Annotated in this window: 19 protein-coding genes and 2 pseudogenes; 20 read left to right on the forward strand and 1 reads right to left on the reverse strand. The window is 46.2% G+C overall.

Annotation, left to right across the window (positions count from 1 at the left end):
- Positions 1–141 precede the first annotated feature (141 nt).
- From HCR01_RS32785 to HCR01_RS32825, 9 genes and pseudogenes are all read left to right on the forward strand, one after another.
- Positions 142–330 (forward strand): hypothetical protein, encoded by a 189-nt coding sequence (locus HCR01_RS32785; protein WP_193200152.1) that lies wholly within the window; start codon positions 142–144, stop codon positions 328–330.
- A gap of 152 nt (positions 331–482) precedes the next feature.
- Positions 483–1,622: an aldo/keto reductase gene (locus HCR01_RS32790; protein WP_193200153.1), complete on the forward strand. Its 1,140-nt coding sequence runs from the start codon at positions 483–485 to the stop codon at positions 1,620–1,622.
- 15 nt (positions 1,623–1,637) lie between these two features.
- Positions 1,638–2,675, forward strand: a complete 1,038-nt coding sequence (locus HCR01_RS32795) for a Kelch repeat-containing protein (RefSeq protein ID WP_193200154.1) — start codon at positions 1,638–1,640, stop codon at positions 2,673–2,675.
- A gap of 267 nt (positions 2,676–2,942) precedes the next feature.
- Positions 2,943–3,067, forward strand: a pseudogene (locus HCR01_RS32800) (IS701 family transposase); the annotation flags it as partial.
- A gap of 56 nt (positions 3,068–3,123) precedes the next feature.
- Positions 3,124–3,777 carry a 2Fe-2S iron-sulfur cluster-binding protein gene (locus HCR01_RS32805; protein ID WP_193200155.1) on the forward strand — a complete coding sequence of 218 codons (654 nt, stop codon included), beginning with the start codon at positions 3,124–3,126 and terminating at the stop codon, positions 3,775–3,777.
- Between the two features lie 73 nt (positions 3,778–3,850).
- Positions 3,851–4,837, forward strand: coding sequence for an FAD binding domain-containing protein (locus HCR01_RS32810; protein ID WP_193200171.1), 987 nt, complete (start codon positions 3,851–3,853; stop codon positions 4,835–4,837).
- Entirely contained in the window at positions 4,834–7,074 is a 2,241-nt protein-coding gene (locus HCR01_RS32815) for a xanthine dehydrogenase family protein molybdopterin-binding subunit (protein ID WP_193200156.1), read from the forward strand. Before HCR01_RS32810 ends, HCR01_RS32815 begins: the two co-directional genes overlap by 4 nt.
- Before the next feature lies 1 nt (position 7,075).
- Positions 7,076–8,272 (forward strand): XdhC family protein, encoded by a 1,197-nt coding sequence (locus HCR01_RS32820; RefSeq protein WP_193200157.1) that lies wholly within the window; start codon positions 7,076–7,078, stop codon positions 8,270–8,272.
- On the forward strand, positions 8,232–8,789 hold the full coding sequence (locus HCR01_RS32825; protein WP_264299969.1) for an NTP transferase domain-containing protein: 558 nt from the start codon (positions 8,232–8,234) through the stop codon (positions 8,787–8,789). Before HCR01_RS32820 ends, HCR01_RS32825 begins: the two co-directional genes overlap by 41 nt.
- A gap of 349 nt (positions 8,790–9,138) precedes the next feature.
- On the opposite strand, the pseudogene HCR01_RS32830 reads toward HCR01_RS32825, so the two are convergent.
- Positions 9,139–9,567, reverse strand: a pseudogene (locus HCR01_RS32830) (ISAs1 family transposase); the annotation flags it as partial.
- Between HCR01_RS32830 and HCR01_RS40960 the strand changes: the two are divergent.
- The 11 genes from HCR01_RS40960 (at position 9,565) to HCR01_RS32860 (ending at position 17,780) form a co-directional block, all read left to right on the forward strand.
- Positions 9,565–10,197 carry a serine/threonine protein kinase gene (locus tag HCR01_RS40960; RefSeq protein ID WP_413773993.1) on the forward strand — a complete coding sequence of 211 codons (633 nt, stop codon included), beginning with the start codon at positions 9,565–9,567 and terminating at the stop codon, positions 10,195–10,197. The pseudogene HCR01_RS32830 and the gene HCR01_RS40960 sit on opposite strands and share 3 nt — an antisense overlap.
- A 60-nt stretch (positions 10,198–10,257) precedes the next feature.
- A complete protein-coding gene (locus tag HCR01_RS40965; protein ID WP_413773994.1) occupies positions 10,258–11,406 on the forward strand; it encodes an ATP-binding protein in 1,149 nt (382 codons plus the stop codon).
- 14 nt (positions 11,407–11,420) lie between these two features.
- Entirely contained in the window at positions 11,421–11,561 is a 141-nt protein-coding gene (locus tag HCR01_RS40970; RefSeq protein ID WP_413773995.1) for a hypothetical protein, read from the forward strand.
- Positions 11,562–11,741: 180 nt separating this feature from the next.
- A complete protein-coding gene (locus tag HCR01_RS40975; protein WP_413773996.1) occupies positions 11,742–12,743 on the forward strand; it encodes a hypothetical protein in 1,002 nt (333 codons plus the stop codon).
- Positions 12,743–14,002 (forward strand): GAF domain-containing protein, encoded by a 1,260-nt coding sequence (locus HCR01_RS40980; protein WP_413773997.1) that lies wholly within the window; start codon positions 12,743–12,745, stop codon positions 14,000–14,002. Before HCR01_RS40975 ends, HCR01_RS40980 begins: the two co-directional genes overlap by 1 nt.
- 12 nt (positions 14,003–14,014) lie before the next feature.
- Positions 14,015–14,458: a PAS domain-containing protein gene (locus HCR01_RS40985; protein ID WP_413773998.1), complete on the forward strand. Its 444-nt coding sequence runs from the start codon at positions 14,015–14,017 to the stop codon at positions 14,456–14,458.
- A 66-nt stretch (positions 14,459–14,524) separates the two neighbouring features.
- Complete coding sequence (locus HCR01_RS40990) at positions 14,525–15,430, forward strand: histidine kinase (RefSeq protein ID WP_413774000.1); 906 nt, start codon at positions 14,525–14,527, stop codon at positions 15,428–15,430.
- Between the two features lie 40 nt (positions 15,431–15,470).
- A complete protein-coding gene (locus tag HCR01_RS32845) occupies positions 15,471–15,842 on the forward strand; it encodes a four helix bundle protein (RefSeq protein WP_193200159.1) in 372 nt (123 codons plus the stop codon).
- A gap of 22 nt (positions 15,843–15,864) precedes the next feature.
- Entirely contained in the window at positions 15,865–16,524 is a 660-nt protein-coding gene (locus HCR01_RS32850; protein WP_193200160.1) for a response regulator, read from the forward strand.
- Between the two features lie 223 nt (positions 16,525–16,747).
- A complete protein-coding gene (locus HCR01_RS32855) occupies positions 16,748–17,305 on the forward strand; it encodes a DsbA family protein (RefSeq protein WP_193200161.1) in 558 nt (185 codons plus the stop codon).
- 124 nt (positions 17,306–17,429) lie between these two features.
- Positions 17,430–17,780, forward strand: a complete 351-nt coding sequence (locus HCR01_RS32860) for an AraC family transcriptional regulator (protein WP_226889832.1) — start codon at positions 17,430–17,432, stop codon at positions 17,778–17,780.
- The last annotated feature ends 25 nt before the right edge of the window (positions 17,781–17,805 follow it).

A 17,805-nucleotide genomic window follows, 5' to 3' on the forward strand; every position in this document is an offset into this window, starting at 1 on the left:
CTGTGATTGACTTTTTTGCACAAGCACTGCTGGCTAATTCTAATAATTATCTGTCTCGCCCATCTCTGCTTCCTAAATATTAGACCTGAATCCTTACATTTTTACCAGCATCACGCAATTTTTGAGGAAATTGTTGCGCTTGTGGAAGAATACATTGACTTTTTTGCCGCCTCGCTTGTGGCGTTAAATAGGGTAGATGTGAAAACAGATTTCCTAAAAGCATCACCAAATGACCCTCCAGACACCATTATCTGCATCAAAAATAAGATAACTGCTCTAGCAACTCGCCTAGAACCTTATGCCAAATTGCTACGTGAAGCAAACTACTGATCTAGGACTTAATACTAATGGTATTCGAGCAAAAGCAGGATACGGACAGCAAATTAATTCCTGTTTGTCGCTAGCAATTATGTACGACGACGCAGAAATTATTACTCATAGCATGAACACATCTGAATACAAAAGTAAAGGGTAATAGGGTAATGACTAATGGCAATTCGGAAGGTAATGAAATACCCAATAACAATTATTCTCGTCCAGTAACTAGGAGAATTGTTTCCCGTCGGTCTGCACTTGGGTTATTAGGATTTGGTGCCGCTGCCGCTGCCTTAACACCCACTTTTTCCAAGATGGCACAGGCACAGAATCAAACCCAAAACCAACCGTCGCAACTTGCTCCAAACCAACCATTGCAGATCATCACCAAAGAGATCCCGCGTACAAAGGAGAAACTGCCTGCAATCGGTCTGGGAACATTTATGACCTTTGATGTTTTGTCTAATCAGCCCCGCGATCGCCTTGGGCAAGTGATGCGCCGCTTTTGGGATGCAGGCGGACGACTGGTTGATACCTCACTGCTCTACGGTATGTCGGAAGTAAACGTGGGCGAATTTGCCAGAACACTCGGCTTGACCAATGATTTGTTTATTACTAATAAAACCTGGGCAACTGGCGAGTATCTGGGCGATTCCAGTCAGGCGCAGCGTCAGTTGGAACAATCACTGAAGCGATTGTCGCGCGATCGCATTGATGTGATGCAGGTTCATAGCTTGGTGAATGTAGATGCGATTTTGCCCCTGCTAAAGGCATGGAAAAAATCAGGTAAAATTCGCTACGTAGGCGTTACCCATCACGATCCGTTGTATTTTGCTGCGCTTGAGAAGTGGATCGAGAACGGCGATCTGGACTTTGTTCAACTTCGCTACTCAATTCGTCAGCGTGAAGTCGAAGACAGAATTCTTCCAGCGGCCGCGGCGCAAGGAACAGCAGTCTTAGCCAACATGCCCTTTGAGAAAGCCCGTCTTTTTGAATTGGTGAAGGGGCAACCACTACCCGATTTTGCCAGCGAGATTGGCTGCGAGAACTGGGCGCAGTTTTTTCTCAAGTATGTGATTTCTCACCCGGCTCTAACCTGCGCGATCCCCGCGACTACAAACCCCGATCACGTTGCTGAGAATATGGGGGCATTAAGAGGAGCGCTACCCGATAATTCAATGCGTGCCCGGATGGTGAAACATATGGAAAGCCTTCCTGGTTTTGACAACCTTCTCCAAACGCCCTGGTATCCTGGCAAGAATTTTAACGGGTTAGTTCGTTTGCGAAATCCACGTCCAATCGGTTGAGATGGAGTATATATTATGCCCCCTAGATATCTGCTTTCCCTGTTTGTTTTGACCTTTTCGGTTAGTGCGCTATGTTCGCCCGTACTCAGTCAAGCGCAAAGCCAGATGCCCTATTGGACTAAAGCTGCACCGCCAACGGTCGCTCGGCAAGAGCTTTATCCAGAAGTTCTGAACGGAAAAATTTACGTGGTCGGCGGTTTACTCAGCCCAAGCACTGGGTTCTCAGCTCATTTCGAGTTTTACGATCCGGTCAAGGATGCATGGACAGTATTGAGACCGATACCTGAAGCACGCCATCACATCACGCTGTCGGCAGTGAAGGGTTTGCTCTACGGTGTTGGCGGTTTTACAGGAGGGTTTCCAGACTGGCGCGCCCAGCCGACGATGTTTATATATAATCCTGCCTCTAATACCTGGACTAAGGGTACTGACCTGCAAGTAGCTCGCGCAGAGGCCATATCCGCCGTGGTTGATCGTAAAATCTACCTGATTGGCGGGCGTGTTCGAGCCACTGAGGATGCTCGGCTATTTGATGACCATATCGACAGTGTGCGAAACGAAGTATTTGATCCGACGACCCAGCGCTGGTCGATCCGTGCCAATGCACCAACAGCGCGAAACAGTGCAGCATCGGCTGTAATTGATGGAAAGATTTACGTAGTTGGTGGTCGTCAGTTTCTCAAGAATGCTGATGGCACTACGCGCCAAGTCAATGTACCAAATCTTGAGGTCTACGATCCAAAGCTTGATCGTTGGGAGACGCGATCGCCTATGCCTCAAGCTCAAGGTGGTCTAGCTGCGACCTCGCTCAATGGCAAGCTTTACGTTTTTGGCGGCGAACAGTGGGTTCCAGAGCAGAAAGTTTTTGCCGAAAGTTGGGTGTACGACCCGAAAACCAACGTTTGGGAAGCATTGCCGCCCTTACCAACTCCACGACATGGATTGGGAGCATCAGCCGTTGGCAACCGAATTTTTGTGTTTGGTGGTGGAACCAAAACAGGTGGAAATGCAGCTACAGCGATCCACGAAGTGCTAGTGTTGCCCACCAAGTGAGCGCATCTTTCTTAATAAACTTAAGTCACAGTAGGAAGGCTGATAGCGCTTTACTAGCGATCGCTGCATTTCTCTTTTGTTGGTAACTGATGGGTGAATGCTCAGAGAATTGAAGTCTCTAATCGCATATTTCTAGGACTTACGTATTGACAGAATGGTAAAATAATTTGGATAGAAATGAGAGTTGTCAAAAAAGAGGTATCGGAAATTAGAGAAATCAGCAAAACCTCAACAGCACAATGCAATCTGGAACACTACACCTTATTTCTGTTATCAGAACCAAAGCATGGGAGTGTAGTAGGTTAGCAGAGATATTGGGAGATGTTTCAAATGATAGCGTGAATCGCTTTTTATTAAGAGAGAGATCCGAACCGAAAGATTTATTCAAAATAGATGATGTTTTTTGTCAATGCGTAAGTCCTATTTTATAAATATCGGAGCTTAACGAGTGAACTTTAGATTCAGACGGCGGCGATTCAGTCAGTTGGTCATCATTAGTGCAGTCACAGGTGTATTTGGCGGGATTACGAAAAGAACGATCGCCCAAACTAGACGTGATTCTCCTCCGACTACACAGGGCGTGGAAACGAGTAAGATTAGGCTCCGAGTAAATGGCAAAGACTATCCACTACAGATCGAATCGCGTGTGACGTTGCTGGACACATTGCGCGATCGCATTGGTTTAACGGGCACCAAAAAAGGCTGTGGTCGCGGTCAATGTGGCGCTTGCACGGTATTAGTCAACGGACAGCGGATCAATTCCTGTTTGTCTCTAGCAGTCATGTACGACGATGCGGAAATTACCACGATCGAAGGATTGGCACGTGGAAATGAACTCCACCCCGTTCAAGCAGCATTCATCAAGCATGATGGATTTCAGTGCGGGTACTGTACACCGGGTCAAATTTGCTCGGCAGTCGGTGCGATCGCTGAAGCAAAAGCTGGTGCATCAAGTGCAGTCGCAGCAGATGTTAGAAAACAGGGACAGGTTGAATTGACGGATGCAGAAGTCCAAGAACGCATGAGTGGCAACATCTGTCGGTGCGGTGCCTATCCTGGCATTGTTGCGGCGGTCAAGGAAGCAAGTCAAGCGAACTCATAAGCGATCGCATTCATCAATCTCGATGACAAGCAGCTTAAATCAAAAATTCTCATTCCCAACTCCCTCAACCTCAATGAAGCCATTTGCCTACCTCCGGGTCAACGAACCCAGTACTGCGATCCAAGCCGCCACCCGCGACCAAACGAAATTTATCGCGGGTGGTACAAACCTCCTCGATTTGATGCAGGAAGGAATTGAACAGCCTGATCGTCTCGTTGATATCACTCGAATAAAGCTGTCGCAAATTGAACGGATCACAAACGGTGTGCGAATTGGGGCATTGGCTAAAAACAGCGATACCGCCAACCATCCGTTGATCCGCACGCGCTATCCGCTCCTATCGCAAGCTCTACTTGCGGGAGCCTCGCCACAACTGCGAAACATGGCATCAGTCGGCGGCAATTTGCTACAAAGAACCCGCTGCTATTACTTCACCAATACCACGATGCCGTGCAATAAGCGTCAACCGGGTTCTGGGTGTGCTGCAATCGAAGGCTACAACCGCATCCATGCCATTTTAGGAACCAGCGACAACTGTATTGCAACTCATCCGTCCGATATGTGCGTAGCACTCGCAGCCCTTGATGCGGTTGTACGAGTATCTGGAGCAAATGGCGAACGCACGATTCCCTTTTCGGAGTTTCATCGCTTACCGGGAGATACACCCCAAATCGAGACGGCACTGCAACCGGGCGAGTTGATTACGGCAGTGGATTTACCCAATTCACCGTTTGCTGAGCGATCGCATTACCTCAAAGTCAGAGATCGAACCTCCTATGCGTTTGCTATCGTTTCGGTAGCATCTGCCCTAGAGATTAACAATGGCACAATTCGCACGGCGCGAATGGCGTTGGGAGGTGTCGCACATAAACCTTGGCGATCAATAGAAGCAGAGAAGCTTCTGGTCGGAGCGAAGCCGAATGAGCAGACGTTTCAGGCGGCGGCGGAGGCAACTTTAAGAGGGGCAAAAGCTTACAAAGACAATGCTTTCAAGGTGGAACTAGCGAAACGGTCAATTGTGCGATCGCTAACTATAGCAACAGAGGGGACAGCAGTATGAATCAAGCAGATAGAGCAACTAATGCCGTTACAGGTAAACCGATGGATCGGGTGGATGGTCGCCTCAAAGTCACGGGTACGGCACAATACGCGGCGGAATATCCGCAAAAGAACCTCGCCTATGCAGTTTTAATTGATAGTAAAATTGCCCGTGGCTCAATTAAAAGCATGGATTTAAGCACCGCCGAAAAAGCTCCTGGAGTTCTGGCGATTCTCACTCATGAGAATGCGCCTAAACTTAATGCCATGCCAGATATTGCAGCCGGAGGGAACGTGGCAGAGAACCGCATACCTTTAAGCGATAACAATATTTATCATGTTGGTCAATATATTGGTGTAGTTGTTGCCGATACTTTTGAACGTGCTACCCACGCAGCCGAATTAGTGCGGGTTACTTATAACCAACAAACGCCTTTAACAGATATGCAGCGCCTGCGAAACCAAGCAGTTGTACCGAAGGGCAGAGTATCGGGAAGACCTGCCGATACGGTACGCGGTAATTTTGAGCAAGGGTTAGCTCAAGGGACGATGCGGGTTGAAGAAACCTACACCACACCTACCGAACACCACAACCCAATGGAGCCGCATGCGACTACTGCTATTTGGTCAAGAAATCGCCTCACCGTTTACGATTCCACGCAGTACATCTTCGGAACGCGCAAAACTCTAGCGACAGCTTTTGGCATCCCTGAAGAAAACGTCCGGGTTGTCTGCAAGTTTATCGGCGGTGCTTTTGGCTGTAAAGGGAGAATGTGGTCGCACGTACCCTTAGCTGTTCTCGCTGCTCGTTACGTGCGTCGTCCAGTAAAGTTAGTTTTGACACGCCCGGAGATGTTTACAGGTACAGGGCATAGGGCGCAGACAGAGCAACAAGTAATCCTAGCAGCTTCTTCCGATGGCAAATTGACGGCTCTAGCCCATCAAGGTATTTCCGATACTTGCCCTGAAGCAATCGGTGAATTTGTCGAACCGTTCACAAAGGCTACTCACATGATGTATGCCTGTTCAAACGTGCAAATTTCGCAACGAGTCGTGCGGTTAAATAAGGGGCAGCCAACTTTCACGCGTGCCCCCGGCGAAGCATCGGGAACATTCGCCCTTGAATCTGCCCTTGACGAACTTGCTTATAAGTTAAAACTAGACCCGATTGAGTTGCGCTTGCGTAACCACGCAGACATCGACCCCGATACCAAGTTGCCCTGGTCGAGTAAGTCGCTCAAGGAATGTTACCAACTTGGGGCTGAAAAGTTTAGCTGGTCGCGGCGAAACCCCGAACCGCGTTCGATGCGCGACGGTCGGTATCTCGTGGGGATGGGGATGGCTAACGCTACATACCCCGTACGTCACTTTCCCGCCAGTGCTGTAGTCAAAATTATGGTTGATGGTAGCGTCGTTGTCCAAAGCGGTACGCACGAAATGGGTACGGGTACGGCGACAGCATTACCGCCAATAATCGCTGATGTATTGGGAATCCCTGTTGAACGGGTGCGATTTGAGCTTGGCGACACAGAAATGCCGCGCGCGCCAGTTTCCGCCGCTGCGGCGACAATATCTTCGGTCGGTACGGCAGTGGCAGGAGCAACAAAAGCAGCCCGCACCAAAGTATTAGCGATCGCCCGTGCAAATAAAAAATCGCCGCTTTACAACATCCCCGAAACAGAAATTGCGATGGAAAATGGCGAAATATTTTTAAAGAGCGATCGCACTAAAAGCGAAACCTACGCATCGATTCTCCAACGCAATAATTTGAAGATGGTAGAAGCCAGCTTTGATGCCAAATTTGACGAGGCAAATAAAAAATACTCCATGCACTCGTTTGGCGCGCAATTTGCCGAGGTACGTGTCGATCCCGACTTGGGTCAAGTTCTTGTAACTCGCTTTGTTGGGGCTTTCGGTGGGGGAAAAATCATGAATAGCAAAACCGCAACTTCCCAATTAATCGGTGGAATTACGATGGGTATTGGCATGGCACTATTAGAAGAAACTATCACCGACAGCCGTTATGGGCGTATTGTCAATCCCAATTTAGGCGAGTACCACGTACCCGTTAATGCCGATATTCCAGCAATTGAAGCGTATTTTGTGCCAGAAAATGACCCCCACATTAATGCAATTGGAGCTAAAGGCATTGGTGAAATTGGGATTACAGGCGTAGCGGCGGCGATCGCCAATGCAGTCTATCACGCCACTGGAAAGCGGGTTCGCGATCTGCCAATCACATTGGATAAACTAATTTAAAATGGATAGTGAAATTCAATCGATTCTCAATGCCTTTGAGCAAAGCCAGCATCAGGGCCAATCCGCTTTTCTCGCAACCGTGGTCGGCACTCAAGGCTCAACCTATCGTCGTCCCGGTGCGCGACTGTTGATCACTGAGGATGGGCAAACCGTCGGTTTAGTCAGCGGGGGCTGTCTCGAACGCGATTTATTTGAACACACTCAACAACGAATGCCAGATAATCAAGCCAAGATCGTGACTTATGACCACACGGCGACTGAAGATATTTTGTGGGGCTTTGGACTCGGCTGCACCGGCACGGTGCAAGTCTTGGTTGAGCGGTTGAATCCACCGAACGATCCGCTCACATTTATCGCTCAGTGTTGGTGCGATCGCAGTCCTGGTGTTCTAGTCAGCATCATTCAAGCTGAAGACACTGCTACTCAGTTAGGCGCTTATCTCACGCTAACCTCGCATTCAATTCGCATACTGGGCGAAACGGAGCCAGCGTTAATCAAGGCAATGATTCCTGATGCTCAAGCCGTTTTACAGGATCAGCAATCTGTCGTGAAGCAATACGAGCTTGCAACCCAACCCGTTAAAGTCTTGCTCGAATACATTCAGCCGCCGATTCCCCTGATGATTTTTGGAGCGGGTCAAGATGCCGTTCCGATCGCTGAGTTTGCCAAAGCTTTAGGTTGGCATGTAACGGTTGTAGACTGTCGCGCCAATCCGCTTAGTCACGAGCGATTTGCGACTAGCGATCAAGTAATTCTCACTCGACGAGAAAGGCTCGATTGTCTCGCTATCCAGCCTGGAACAGTCGCCGTGATTGTGACTCATAATTACTACGACGATCTAGAAGCTCTTAGAGTATTACTTCCTGCTTCTCTTCGCTATATTGGCTTACTCGGATCGAAACAGCGCACAAAACGGTTGCTCCAGGAATTGCAGCAAGATGCATCTTACACTGATGTCCAACTCGCAAAACTCTATGCACCAGTTGGACTAGATATTGGTGCTGAAACACCAGCCGCGATCGCGCTTTCGATCGTGGCAGAAATTCAAGCCGTCTTGAGCGATCGCTCAGGCACCTCTCTAAAATATCGTAACGCATCGATTCATGGAACCTACCCAGATCGGCTTACTTCTCCTCGCGGCTGGAGCTTCGAGGAGAATGGGAACGCCCAAGCAGCTACTGCCCATTCAAGGACGTAGCTTGTTGCGCCATCTCGCAGCAATTAGCATTGCGTCACTGTGCAATCCGGTGGTTGTAGTATTAGGCGCATCTGTCCATCAAACTCGCGCTGAAATTGAAGATTTGCCGCTGCAAGTTGTTGAGAATCAGCATTGGCAATCAGGTATGGGAACCTCGATCAGTGCAGGTCTAGCCGCGTTATTAGAACAGAAACCTGCTTTGAACGCAGTGCTAATTCTAGTGTGTGACCAACCCTTTGTTTCAACAGCCCTGATCAATCAGCTAGTAGTAGCCTACCAGTCCACAGACTATCAGATTGTAGCAACGACCTATTTAGAAACAGTTGGCGTTCCAGCGTTATTCAGCGATCGCTATTTTTCTGACCTTTTGAAGCTCAATTCAGATACCGGAGCAAGACAAATTATTCAACAACATCTGAACGAAACTTACACCCTTGCTTTTCCCAAAGGCGCGATCGATTTGGATACTCCAGACCAGTACCAAGCGTTTCTTGACAATGAAGTGGTTGGGGAATAACTTGAGGTTGAAAGCGAATTGGGCAAAGGTAGCACTTTTACAGTTCAATTACCTTTGGATGTTGCTCCACTAAAGAGCGATCGTAAGGGAAACGCATCTTATTTGCTAATAAAAACTAATAAAAATTTCAAAATGATATAGATAAATGATATAGATAGTTGTAGAAAACAATAGAAATATAAATAAAATGAATAAAGTATTTGTTAAAAGTATGAATTAGCTTATCTCAAGTAAAACCACTATTTATTGATACTAAAAAAGCTCACAAAGCAAGTGTATATAACTATGCTTATTTAGAGAAGAAGTAAACTTTTACCTAAAGGATCAATTCAAATCCTGATATATCAGTTTATGCTAACGCTAAAACTCTTTCTAAATAATTGTTATCCAACCCAGCAAGAAACTGTTTATTTTTTATTCCACGTTTAACACGCTTCTCTTGAGTTAGAAGATTGACTACAATTTGCCGTAATAGTGTGAAATTCTGGGGGGCATTATCTTTCCTAATCCGACAATCATCTTCTCTTAAAGCTACATCCAAGATCCAATGTAATGAACTCTCAATTCCCCAATGACTGCGAATATAATTACCAAAATGTTTAGCATTTGACTCAAGGCTACTGATAAAATAACGAACTTCAACTGTTGTTTCACCATCTAATGAACGGACAGATTCTACCATTCCAATACTATTAAAATTTGACCAAACTGAATCTAAATTAAGCCGAGATTCTATTTGAGATAACATTACGTAATTGCGGATCTCATGACGACCATGCCCTTATCCAATTTCTTCAAATTAGCCATTGACATTACAGAGATTCTGGGCAGAATTCATAACGTTAATATCATCCACAAAGATATCAACCCTGGCAATATCGTCTTCAATCTAGATACGGGTGTGGTTAAAATTATTGATTTTGGCATTGCCACCCAGTTTAACCGCACAAATCCAACCTTCAAAAGTCCTCATGTATTAGAAGGTACACTTGCCTACATTTCTCCTGAGCAGACGGGGCGGATGAATCGCTGGCTCGATTACCGCACCGATTTTTACTCGCTCGGTGTAACGTTCTACCAACTGCTCACTGGACAGCTACCGTTCCCGACAACAGACATACTGGAGTTAGTTCATTGCCATATTGCCAAATCGCCTGTTTTGCCTTACGAATTGAATGCAGCGATTCCCAAAGCAGTTTCAGACATGATCGTGAAACTAATGGCGAAAAATGCGGAAGATCGCTATCAGAGTGCCTGGGGAATTAAGGCAGATTTAGAAATCTGCGATCGCCAATTTGCCCAAAGCGGTCAAATTGATCGCATCCAATTAGGTCTTCAAGATATTTCCCAGCAGTTTCACATTCCCCAAAAACTGTACGGACGAAAAGCCCAGATTGGAACATTATAAGCGGCGTTTGACAGAGTAGCCGAAAGAGGGAATCAAGAAAATGCTCAATTCAACGTCGAAATGATGCTAGTCTCTGGTTACGCGGGAGTAGGCAAATCAGCATTGGTGCAGGAACTCTATAAACCCATCACGGCAAAGCACGGCTATTTTATCTGGGGTAAGTTTGACCAATTCGGGCGCAATATTCCCTACAGTGCGATCGCCCATGCCCTGCAAAAATTGGTACAGCAACTACTAAGTGAGCCAGACGAGCAGTTGCAACAGTGGCGATCGCGATTACTTACGGCATTGGGAAGCAACGGACAAATCATCATTGATGCGATAAGAGAAGTTGAGTTAATTATTGGTAAGCAGCCGCCTGTACCCCAAGTTGGAGCAACCCAAGCACAGAATCGCTTCAATCTAACGTTTCAAAAGTTTGTGCGGGTGTTTTGTTCAAAAGAACATCCCCTGGTAATCTTCTTAGATGATTTGCAGTGGATCGACTCAGCGACGCTAAAGTTAATCGAGCTAATATTACTCGACGAGCAAACCCAATATCTATTTTTGATTGGAGCCTATCGAGATAACGAAGTGCATCCAACGCATCCATTGGCATTAACGCTGGCGCGATTGCGAAAACAGGGAGCAGTGCTTCAGGAGATTACCTTAACACCCTTAACGCTAGAACCGTTGAGTCAATTGATTGCCGAGACGCTACACCACAATATTGACACTGTTCGTTCCCTGGCCCGAGTCGTGTTACGTAACACCGAGGGCAACCCTTTCTTTGTTAGTAAATTTTTGAAACTGCTGTCTAGCGAAAATCTATTAACCTTTGATGCGAAACATTTATGCTGGCAGTGGGACATAGCCCAGATTGAAGCGCAAGATATCACTGATAATGTGGTGAAGTTGCTGCTGCTCCAGTTGAAGCAATTGCCAGAAGACACACAGCAAATTCTCCGCCTAGCCGCTTGTGTTGGAGCTGAATTTGATTTGGAGACTTTAGCGATCGTTTATGAGCGATCGCCCAAAGCGATTTTCCAAGATTTACTAGCAGCAATACAAGCTGGATTAATTCAACCCTTGTCTGAATTGGACGAAAATTTATTAGTTCAAGAGTATAAGTTTTTGCACGATCACGTACAGCAAGCTGCTTATGCCTTAATTGATGAGTCACACAAGAAACATCTGCACTACTCGCTGGACGAGAAATCGAAGACTTAATTCATCTACCAAAGATGACCACACCAGAACCGCGCTCAGCAATTTATATCCTGGCGAATATGATGGGTGCTGCATTTACGGTGTCATCAGCACTGATGATGCTGATTGTGTGCAAAATGGTAAATTTATCAATCAACTACGGCAATGCTACCTAGTCACCACTGAGTTATGCTGCCTACGGATCTATTTTATGTGGAGTTGTTCAAGACATTGAACTCGGTTATAGATTTGGCAAATTTGCTCTAAGCTTGGCAGGACGATTGAATACCAAAAAAGGTAATACTAAAGCATTATTGGTGTAATACTAAAGCTTATTGGTATCGAGTGCCCACGTCATGCACTGGAAGGTACATCTTAGGAAAATAATACCATTTCTGGTTGATGCTTATCAAAATGGAGTGGAAACCGGAGACTTTGAATTCGCTGGCTATGCTGCATATCATGCATGTTATCGCTCGTTTTTTGTTGGTGAGGAACTAACGGAACTAAAACAAAAAACGGCAACCTACAGCAAAGCCATCAAACAAATCAGAAAACAAATCAGACGGGAAAGCCCCTCGAATTGGATTGCAGTGTTGTGGCAAACAATTCATAATCTGTTAGGCAGGTCTGAGAACCCAAGCCGTTTAATTGGTAGTGTATATGATGAAGAGCAAGCGCTATCGCACGCTATTGCAGTTAAAGACGGAACTGGAATTCACTGCTTTTATTTAAACAAAGTCATGCTGTGTTATCTATTTGGGGAGTATCAGCAAGCTGCACAAACTGCTGTTTTAGCCAGGCAGTATTTAGAAGAGGTAATAGCAGCGATGGCTGTTCCTATATTCCATTTCTACGATTCTCTAGTGCTTTTGAGCCTATTGGTGGTTGAAGCCTCAAGTTTTGAAAAAGAAACTTGGCTCAGTTGTGTTAGCGCCAACCAAGAAAAGATGCAAAAATGGGCAGAACACGCCCCAATGAATTATCTACATAAATATCATCTAGTTGAAGCAGAGAAGGCGCGAGTCTTAGGGCAATTTCTTGAGGCTGAGGAGTTTTATGAACAAGCGATCGCGGGTGCTGCTGAGAATGAGTTTATCCAGGAAGAAGCATTAGCTTATGAATTAGCGGCTAAACATTATTTGGCGCGAGGTCGGTCAAAAATTGCTCAAACCTACATGAAAGAAGCCCACTACTGCTATGGTCGCTGGGGCGCAACGGCAAAGGTCAAAGATTTAGAAACTCGCTATCCGCAATTTTTTGCTCAGTCGTCTAGGGCAGCTTCCACCTCAACTCATACACTACTGCTGGAAATTCTGATGATCGCTGAGCGATCGCTTTCGATTTGGCGACGGTAATGAAAGCATCCCAAGCAATTTCTCGTGAGATTGAACTGGAACCATTGCTAAGTTTCTTGATGCAGATCTTAATCGAGAATGCTGGCGCACAAACCGGATATCTAATTCTGGAAAACTGTGGGGGGGAATGGTTAATTGAAGCGTCTTGCGAACTGAATGATAGTGAAAATATTTATGTGACACAAGTGCTGCAATCGATTCCCACTGCAAATCAGTTGCCTGAATCAATTATTCAGTATGTGATTCGGACTCAGGAGCCTGTTATCTTAAATGATGCAACTCGTGAAGGGAATTTCAGCCATGACCCCTACATTCAACAGCACCAAACCAAATCGATTTGCTGTTTGCCACTGCTTAATCAAGCGAAGCTAGTTGGTGTACTGTATCTCGAAAATCAACTAGCAGTTGAAGCATTTACACCAGAGCGATCACAGGTTTTGAGTCTATTATCGACCCAGGCAGCGATCGCAATCGAAAATGCTAAACTCTACTCCAAGCTGCGTGCTAAAGAAAGCAAGATCACTCAATTTCTCGAAGCGGTTTCGGTGGGAATTTCGATCGTAGATGCGGCGGGTTGCCCTTACTATACCAATCAACGGGGCAATCAGCTTATCGGTAAACAAACCGATCCTTCCCTAGCGCCAGAGCAAATTGCAGAGGCTTATCAGTTCTATGTAGCGGGAACCGACCAAATCTATCCGACAGAGAGACTGCCAGCAGTCCGGGCGTTTAGGGGCGAACGCACCTGGAATGACGATATCGAAATTCGCCAAAACAACGCCACAATTCCAGTTGAGGCATGGGGAACGCCAGTCTATGACGAACAAGGCAATATCATTTATGCGATCGTCGCTTTTCAAGGCATTACTGAGCGCAAACAAGCCGAGAAACTCTTAGCCGATTACAACCGGACTTTAGAGCAACAGGTCGCCCAACAAACGGCAGCGTTACGGAAAAGTGAAGCAAATTATCGCGATTTGATACAAACCGCCAATTCAATCATCATCCGCTCTGATATGCAAGGACGGATTCAATACTTGAATGATTACGGGCTAAGATTTTTTGGCTATGAGGAACATGAAATTTTAGGGCGTACCTTACTCGAAACGATCGTTCCAGAAATCGATAGCTGTGGGAGCGATCTCAAACAATTCGTCCACAACCTGTTTCACGACCCTGAATTTTACCTGCAATCTTATTTGCAAACCGAGAATGAAAACCTGTGTCGAGACGGCAGACGGGTTTGGGTTGCCTGCTAAAATCAGGCAATTTTGGATGAGCAGGGACAGGTAGTAGAAATTTTATCCGTTGGCAACGATATCACCGAGCGCAAACAAGCCGAGGCAGCTCTACAGCGCAGTGAAGCTAAGTTCCGCAATATTTTTGAAAACTCTCAGGTCGGCATTTTTCGTACACGTCTCTCGGATGGATTGATTCTCGATGCCAATCAACGCCTTGCGGATCTATTTGGCTATGATTCACCCGATGAGATGATTGGGAAGAAACAGACTACAGACTGTTATGTAAATTCCAGCGATCGCCAAAAAGCCGTTGAATTGCTGAAGTGGAATGATGAACTGCGAAACTTTGAAGTACAACTGCGAAAACAAGATGGCACATTGTTTTGGGGACTTTACTCCTCTCGTCTGAATACAGCCGATGGATGCATGGAAGGAGTGATTGCAGATATTAGCGATCATAAATCAGCAGAATAAGCCCTACAAGCCTCAGAGACAGAGCTACGGACTTTAATTGCAGCAATTCCCGATCCATTATCTGTACTGACTGCTGAAGGGCGAATCCTCGAAGCGATCGCAGTGGAACCGCATCTGCAATGTCAACCCGTCGAAGAGATGATTGGCAAAACCCTGCATCAACTCGGTAAGGAACAAGCCGATGAATGGCTAGGTTATATTCAGCAGGCGCTGAGAACCCAACAAATCCTCACAGTCGAGTACAGTATGTTTCTAAATGGACGAGAAACCTGGTTTTCGACTCGCATTGCTCCGATCCGCCACGAGCAAGTGATTTGGCTGTCGCGAGATATTACGGCTCTTAAGCAAGCAGAAGCCACTTCAATTTTAGAAGAACGCAACCGCATGGCACGCGAAATTCACGATTCCCTCGCCCAAGCATTTACAGGCATTCTGGCTCAGGTAGGAGCTGCAAACCAGGTGCTAACGGATGATTTAGAAGCAACTCAGGCACATCTAGACCTGATCAAAGAATTGGCACGAACCGGACTAAGTGAAGCGCGGCGATCGGTGATAGCACTCCGTCCTCAGCTTTTGGAAGAGGGCAATTTACAGAGCGCTCTACATCGTCTCGTGACTCAAACCAGAGCTGCCGCAACTGATACAACTTTATATTATGAGATCGAGGGTGCAGTGTATTCTCTACCGATTGAAGTAGAGAGTAACCTACTGCGGATTGGGCAGGAAGCATTAACCAATGCCATCAGACACGCCAATGCTGACGAAATTCGAGTGGAGCTAGTCTACGATCGCGATCGGTTTTGCTTGCGCGTGCAAGACAATGGGCAGGGCTTTGGAGTTGGGAGTATTCCATCCTCTGATGGTTTTGGCTTATTAGGCATGAGCGAACGGGCAGAGCGCATCGGCGCACAACTGACGATTGGGAGTCAACCTGGGCAAGGAACAGAGATTGTGGTGATAATTGGGGTGTAGGGTGTGGGGTGTGGGGTGTGGAGTGTGGGGACTGTGAGTTATGGATAGACTGGAGAGTTACCGCGATTTGGAGGTTTGGAAGGTATCGATGCGATTAGCAAGGGAAGTATATCAAATGACAGAAGTAATGCCGAAGCATGAAATTTATGGGTTAACTTCGCAGATTCGTAGAGCCTGTGTTTCTGTGCCTGCCAATATTGCTGAGGGGTATGGACGGAATCATCGTAAAGAGTATCTTCAGTTCCTCGGTATTGCTAATGGAAGTCTCAAAGAACTGGAAACCTTGCTTCTCCTTGCCAATAGTCTCAAGTCCATTGATGATATTACTGAATTAATGAGCCTGTGTGACAGTGCAGGACGCTTACTCAATCGCCTTCGCCAAAGCCTTCAAAGGGGGATAGATATCAATTGACTTCTCTAAACCCCACACCCCAATGACTTCTTCACACCCCACACCCCACACCCCACACCCCACTACCCCAATTCGGGTTCTGATTGCAGACGATCATGCCATTTTTCGGCAAGGATTAGCCACGATTATTAACCGTGACCCAGAGATGCAGGTGATTGCACAAGCCGAAAATGGGGAACAAGCGATCGCCGCCTTTCGGGAACACCAACCGGATGTAACGCTGATGGATCTGCGAATGCCTGAAGTTGAAGGAGTTGCAGCCATCGGTGCAATTCGTGCTACCGCTAAATCTGCTCGGATTATTGTCCTGACAACGTATGATAGTGACGAAGATATTTATCGGGGATTACAGGCAGGTGCAAAAGGATACCTGTTGAAAGAAACTGAACCTGACGAGCTGCTGAATGCCATTCGTACCGTTCATCGGGGTCAGCAGTATATTCCGCCTAATGTGGGAGCAAAATTGGTACAGCGCCTTAGCAATCCAGAACTGAGTGAAAGAGAACTGGCGGTACTCCGTTCAATGGCGCAGGGGATGAGTAATGCCGATATTGCGGCTGCTTTGAGTATCGGTGAAGGCACTGTTAAATCTCATGTGAATCGGATTTTGAATAAGTTAGATGTGAGCGATCGCACCCAAGCTGTGATTGTTGCCGTTAAACGCGGCATTGTCAGTTTATAGGGTGTACTTTCGATGGAATTCGGATTCTAACTTGAGTTAGAGCCAACTTTCTATTTCAGGATAGAACGGTTGCTCCATCGATTTATACTGTAAAAAATTTAACTGATTGTAGACGACAACTTAAAGTCAATTGCATATATTGAATTTATGTAAATCGTGATGGAGTAAATTGACTGAGCAACTTAATTGCAAGGTTCCAGTTTGCTTGTACAAATGTAGAAAGATGAGCGACGACCGTAGTCACAGTTTCTTACTTGTGCCAGCTTCAACCCAAGATCATATTCAAGGTGTGCTAGGTGCTGCCGTGGTGCTGGTGATGTATGGGGACTATCAATGTTCTAAGAGTGCAGACGTTTACAGGTTGATTAAAGCCATCCAGCGAGAGCTTCATGTTTTTTTTGGAGAGGACTATTTATGTTTCGTCTTCCGTCATTTTCCACAGGTACAGATTCATGCTCAGGCTCAACGTGCGGCTCAAGCAGCACAAGCCGCCGCCGCCCAAGGTCAGTTTTGGCAAATGCACGATACTTTGTTCGACCATCAATTAGCGTTGGGAAACGGCTATCTTGTCGAGTATGCCGATCATCTCGGACTGGATATTTCCCAATTTTTGCAACATCTGTCTAAACAAACGCATGTCGATCGCATCGATGAAGATATAGAGAGTGGATTACGCAGTGGAGTAACCGTTGCTCCAGCCCTGTTTATCAATGGAATTCGCTATACCGGGCGCTGGAACAAGGCGCAGTTGATGGCAGCCATTGTTGCTGCAAGTCATTAAGTCTCCTACTCCTCGATTTTTACTGCTTGCCGAATTGTCTTAAGGGTGAACAAGCTATCTAACGATGGCTAACTTTTGCTTGGTTTGTTACCCACATTTACCTAACATTGCCGAGTTTTTAACCATGTCAACCGTTGCATTTCAGAATAGAGGCTTAACTAGCGTTCAATTGCAGCAAGCCATTGACTATATTCACACTCACCTTGACCGAGAGCTGTCACTGGAACAAATTGCTGCTGTCATCCATATTAGCCCGACTTATTTTGCTAGTTTGTTCAAAAGTGCTACCGGGATTTCTCCGCATCAGTACGTGATTCGACAGCGAGTGAAACGGGCGAAAATGATGCTGTTGAAAACAGATTTAGCGATCGCGAATATTGCCTTACAAGTGGGTTTCTCCAGCCAAAGTCATTTGACGCAACAGTTTAAGCGATTCACTGGCATGACACCAAAGCAGGCTCGCCCTTCACCATAAGAATCTGATAAATCTTTGTAAAAAT

Source organism: Nostoc sp. MG11 (genome assembly GCF_014904695.1).
GTDB lineage: Bacteria > Cyanobacteriota > Cyanobacteriia > Cyanobacteriales > Nostocaceae > Komarekiella.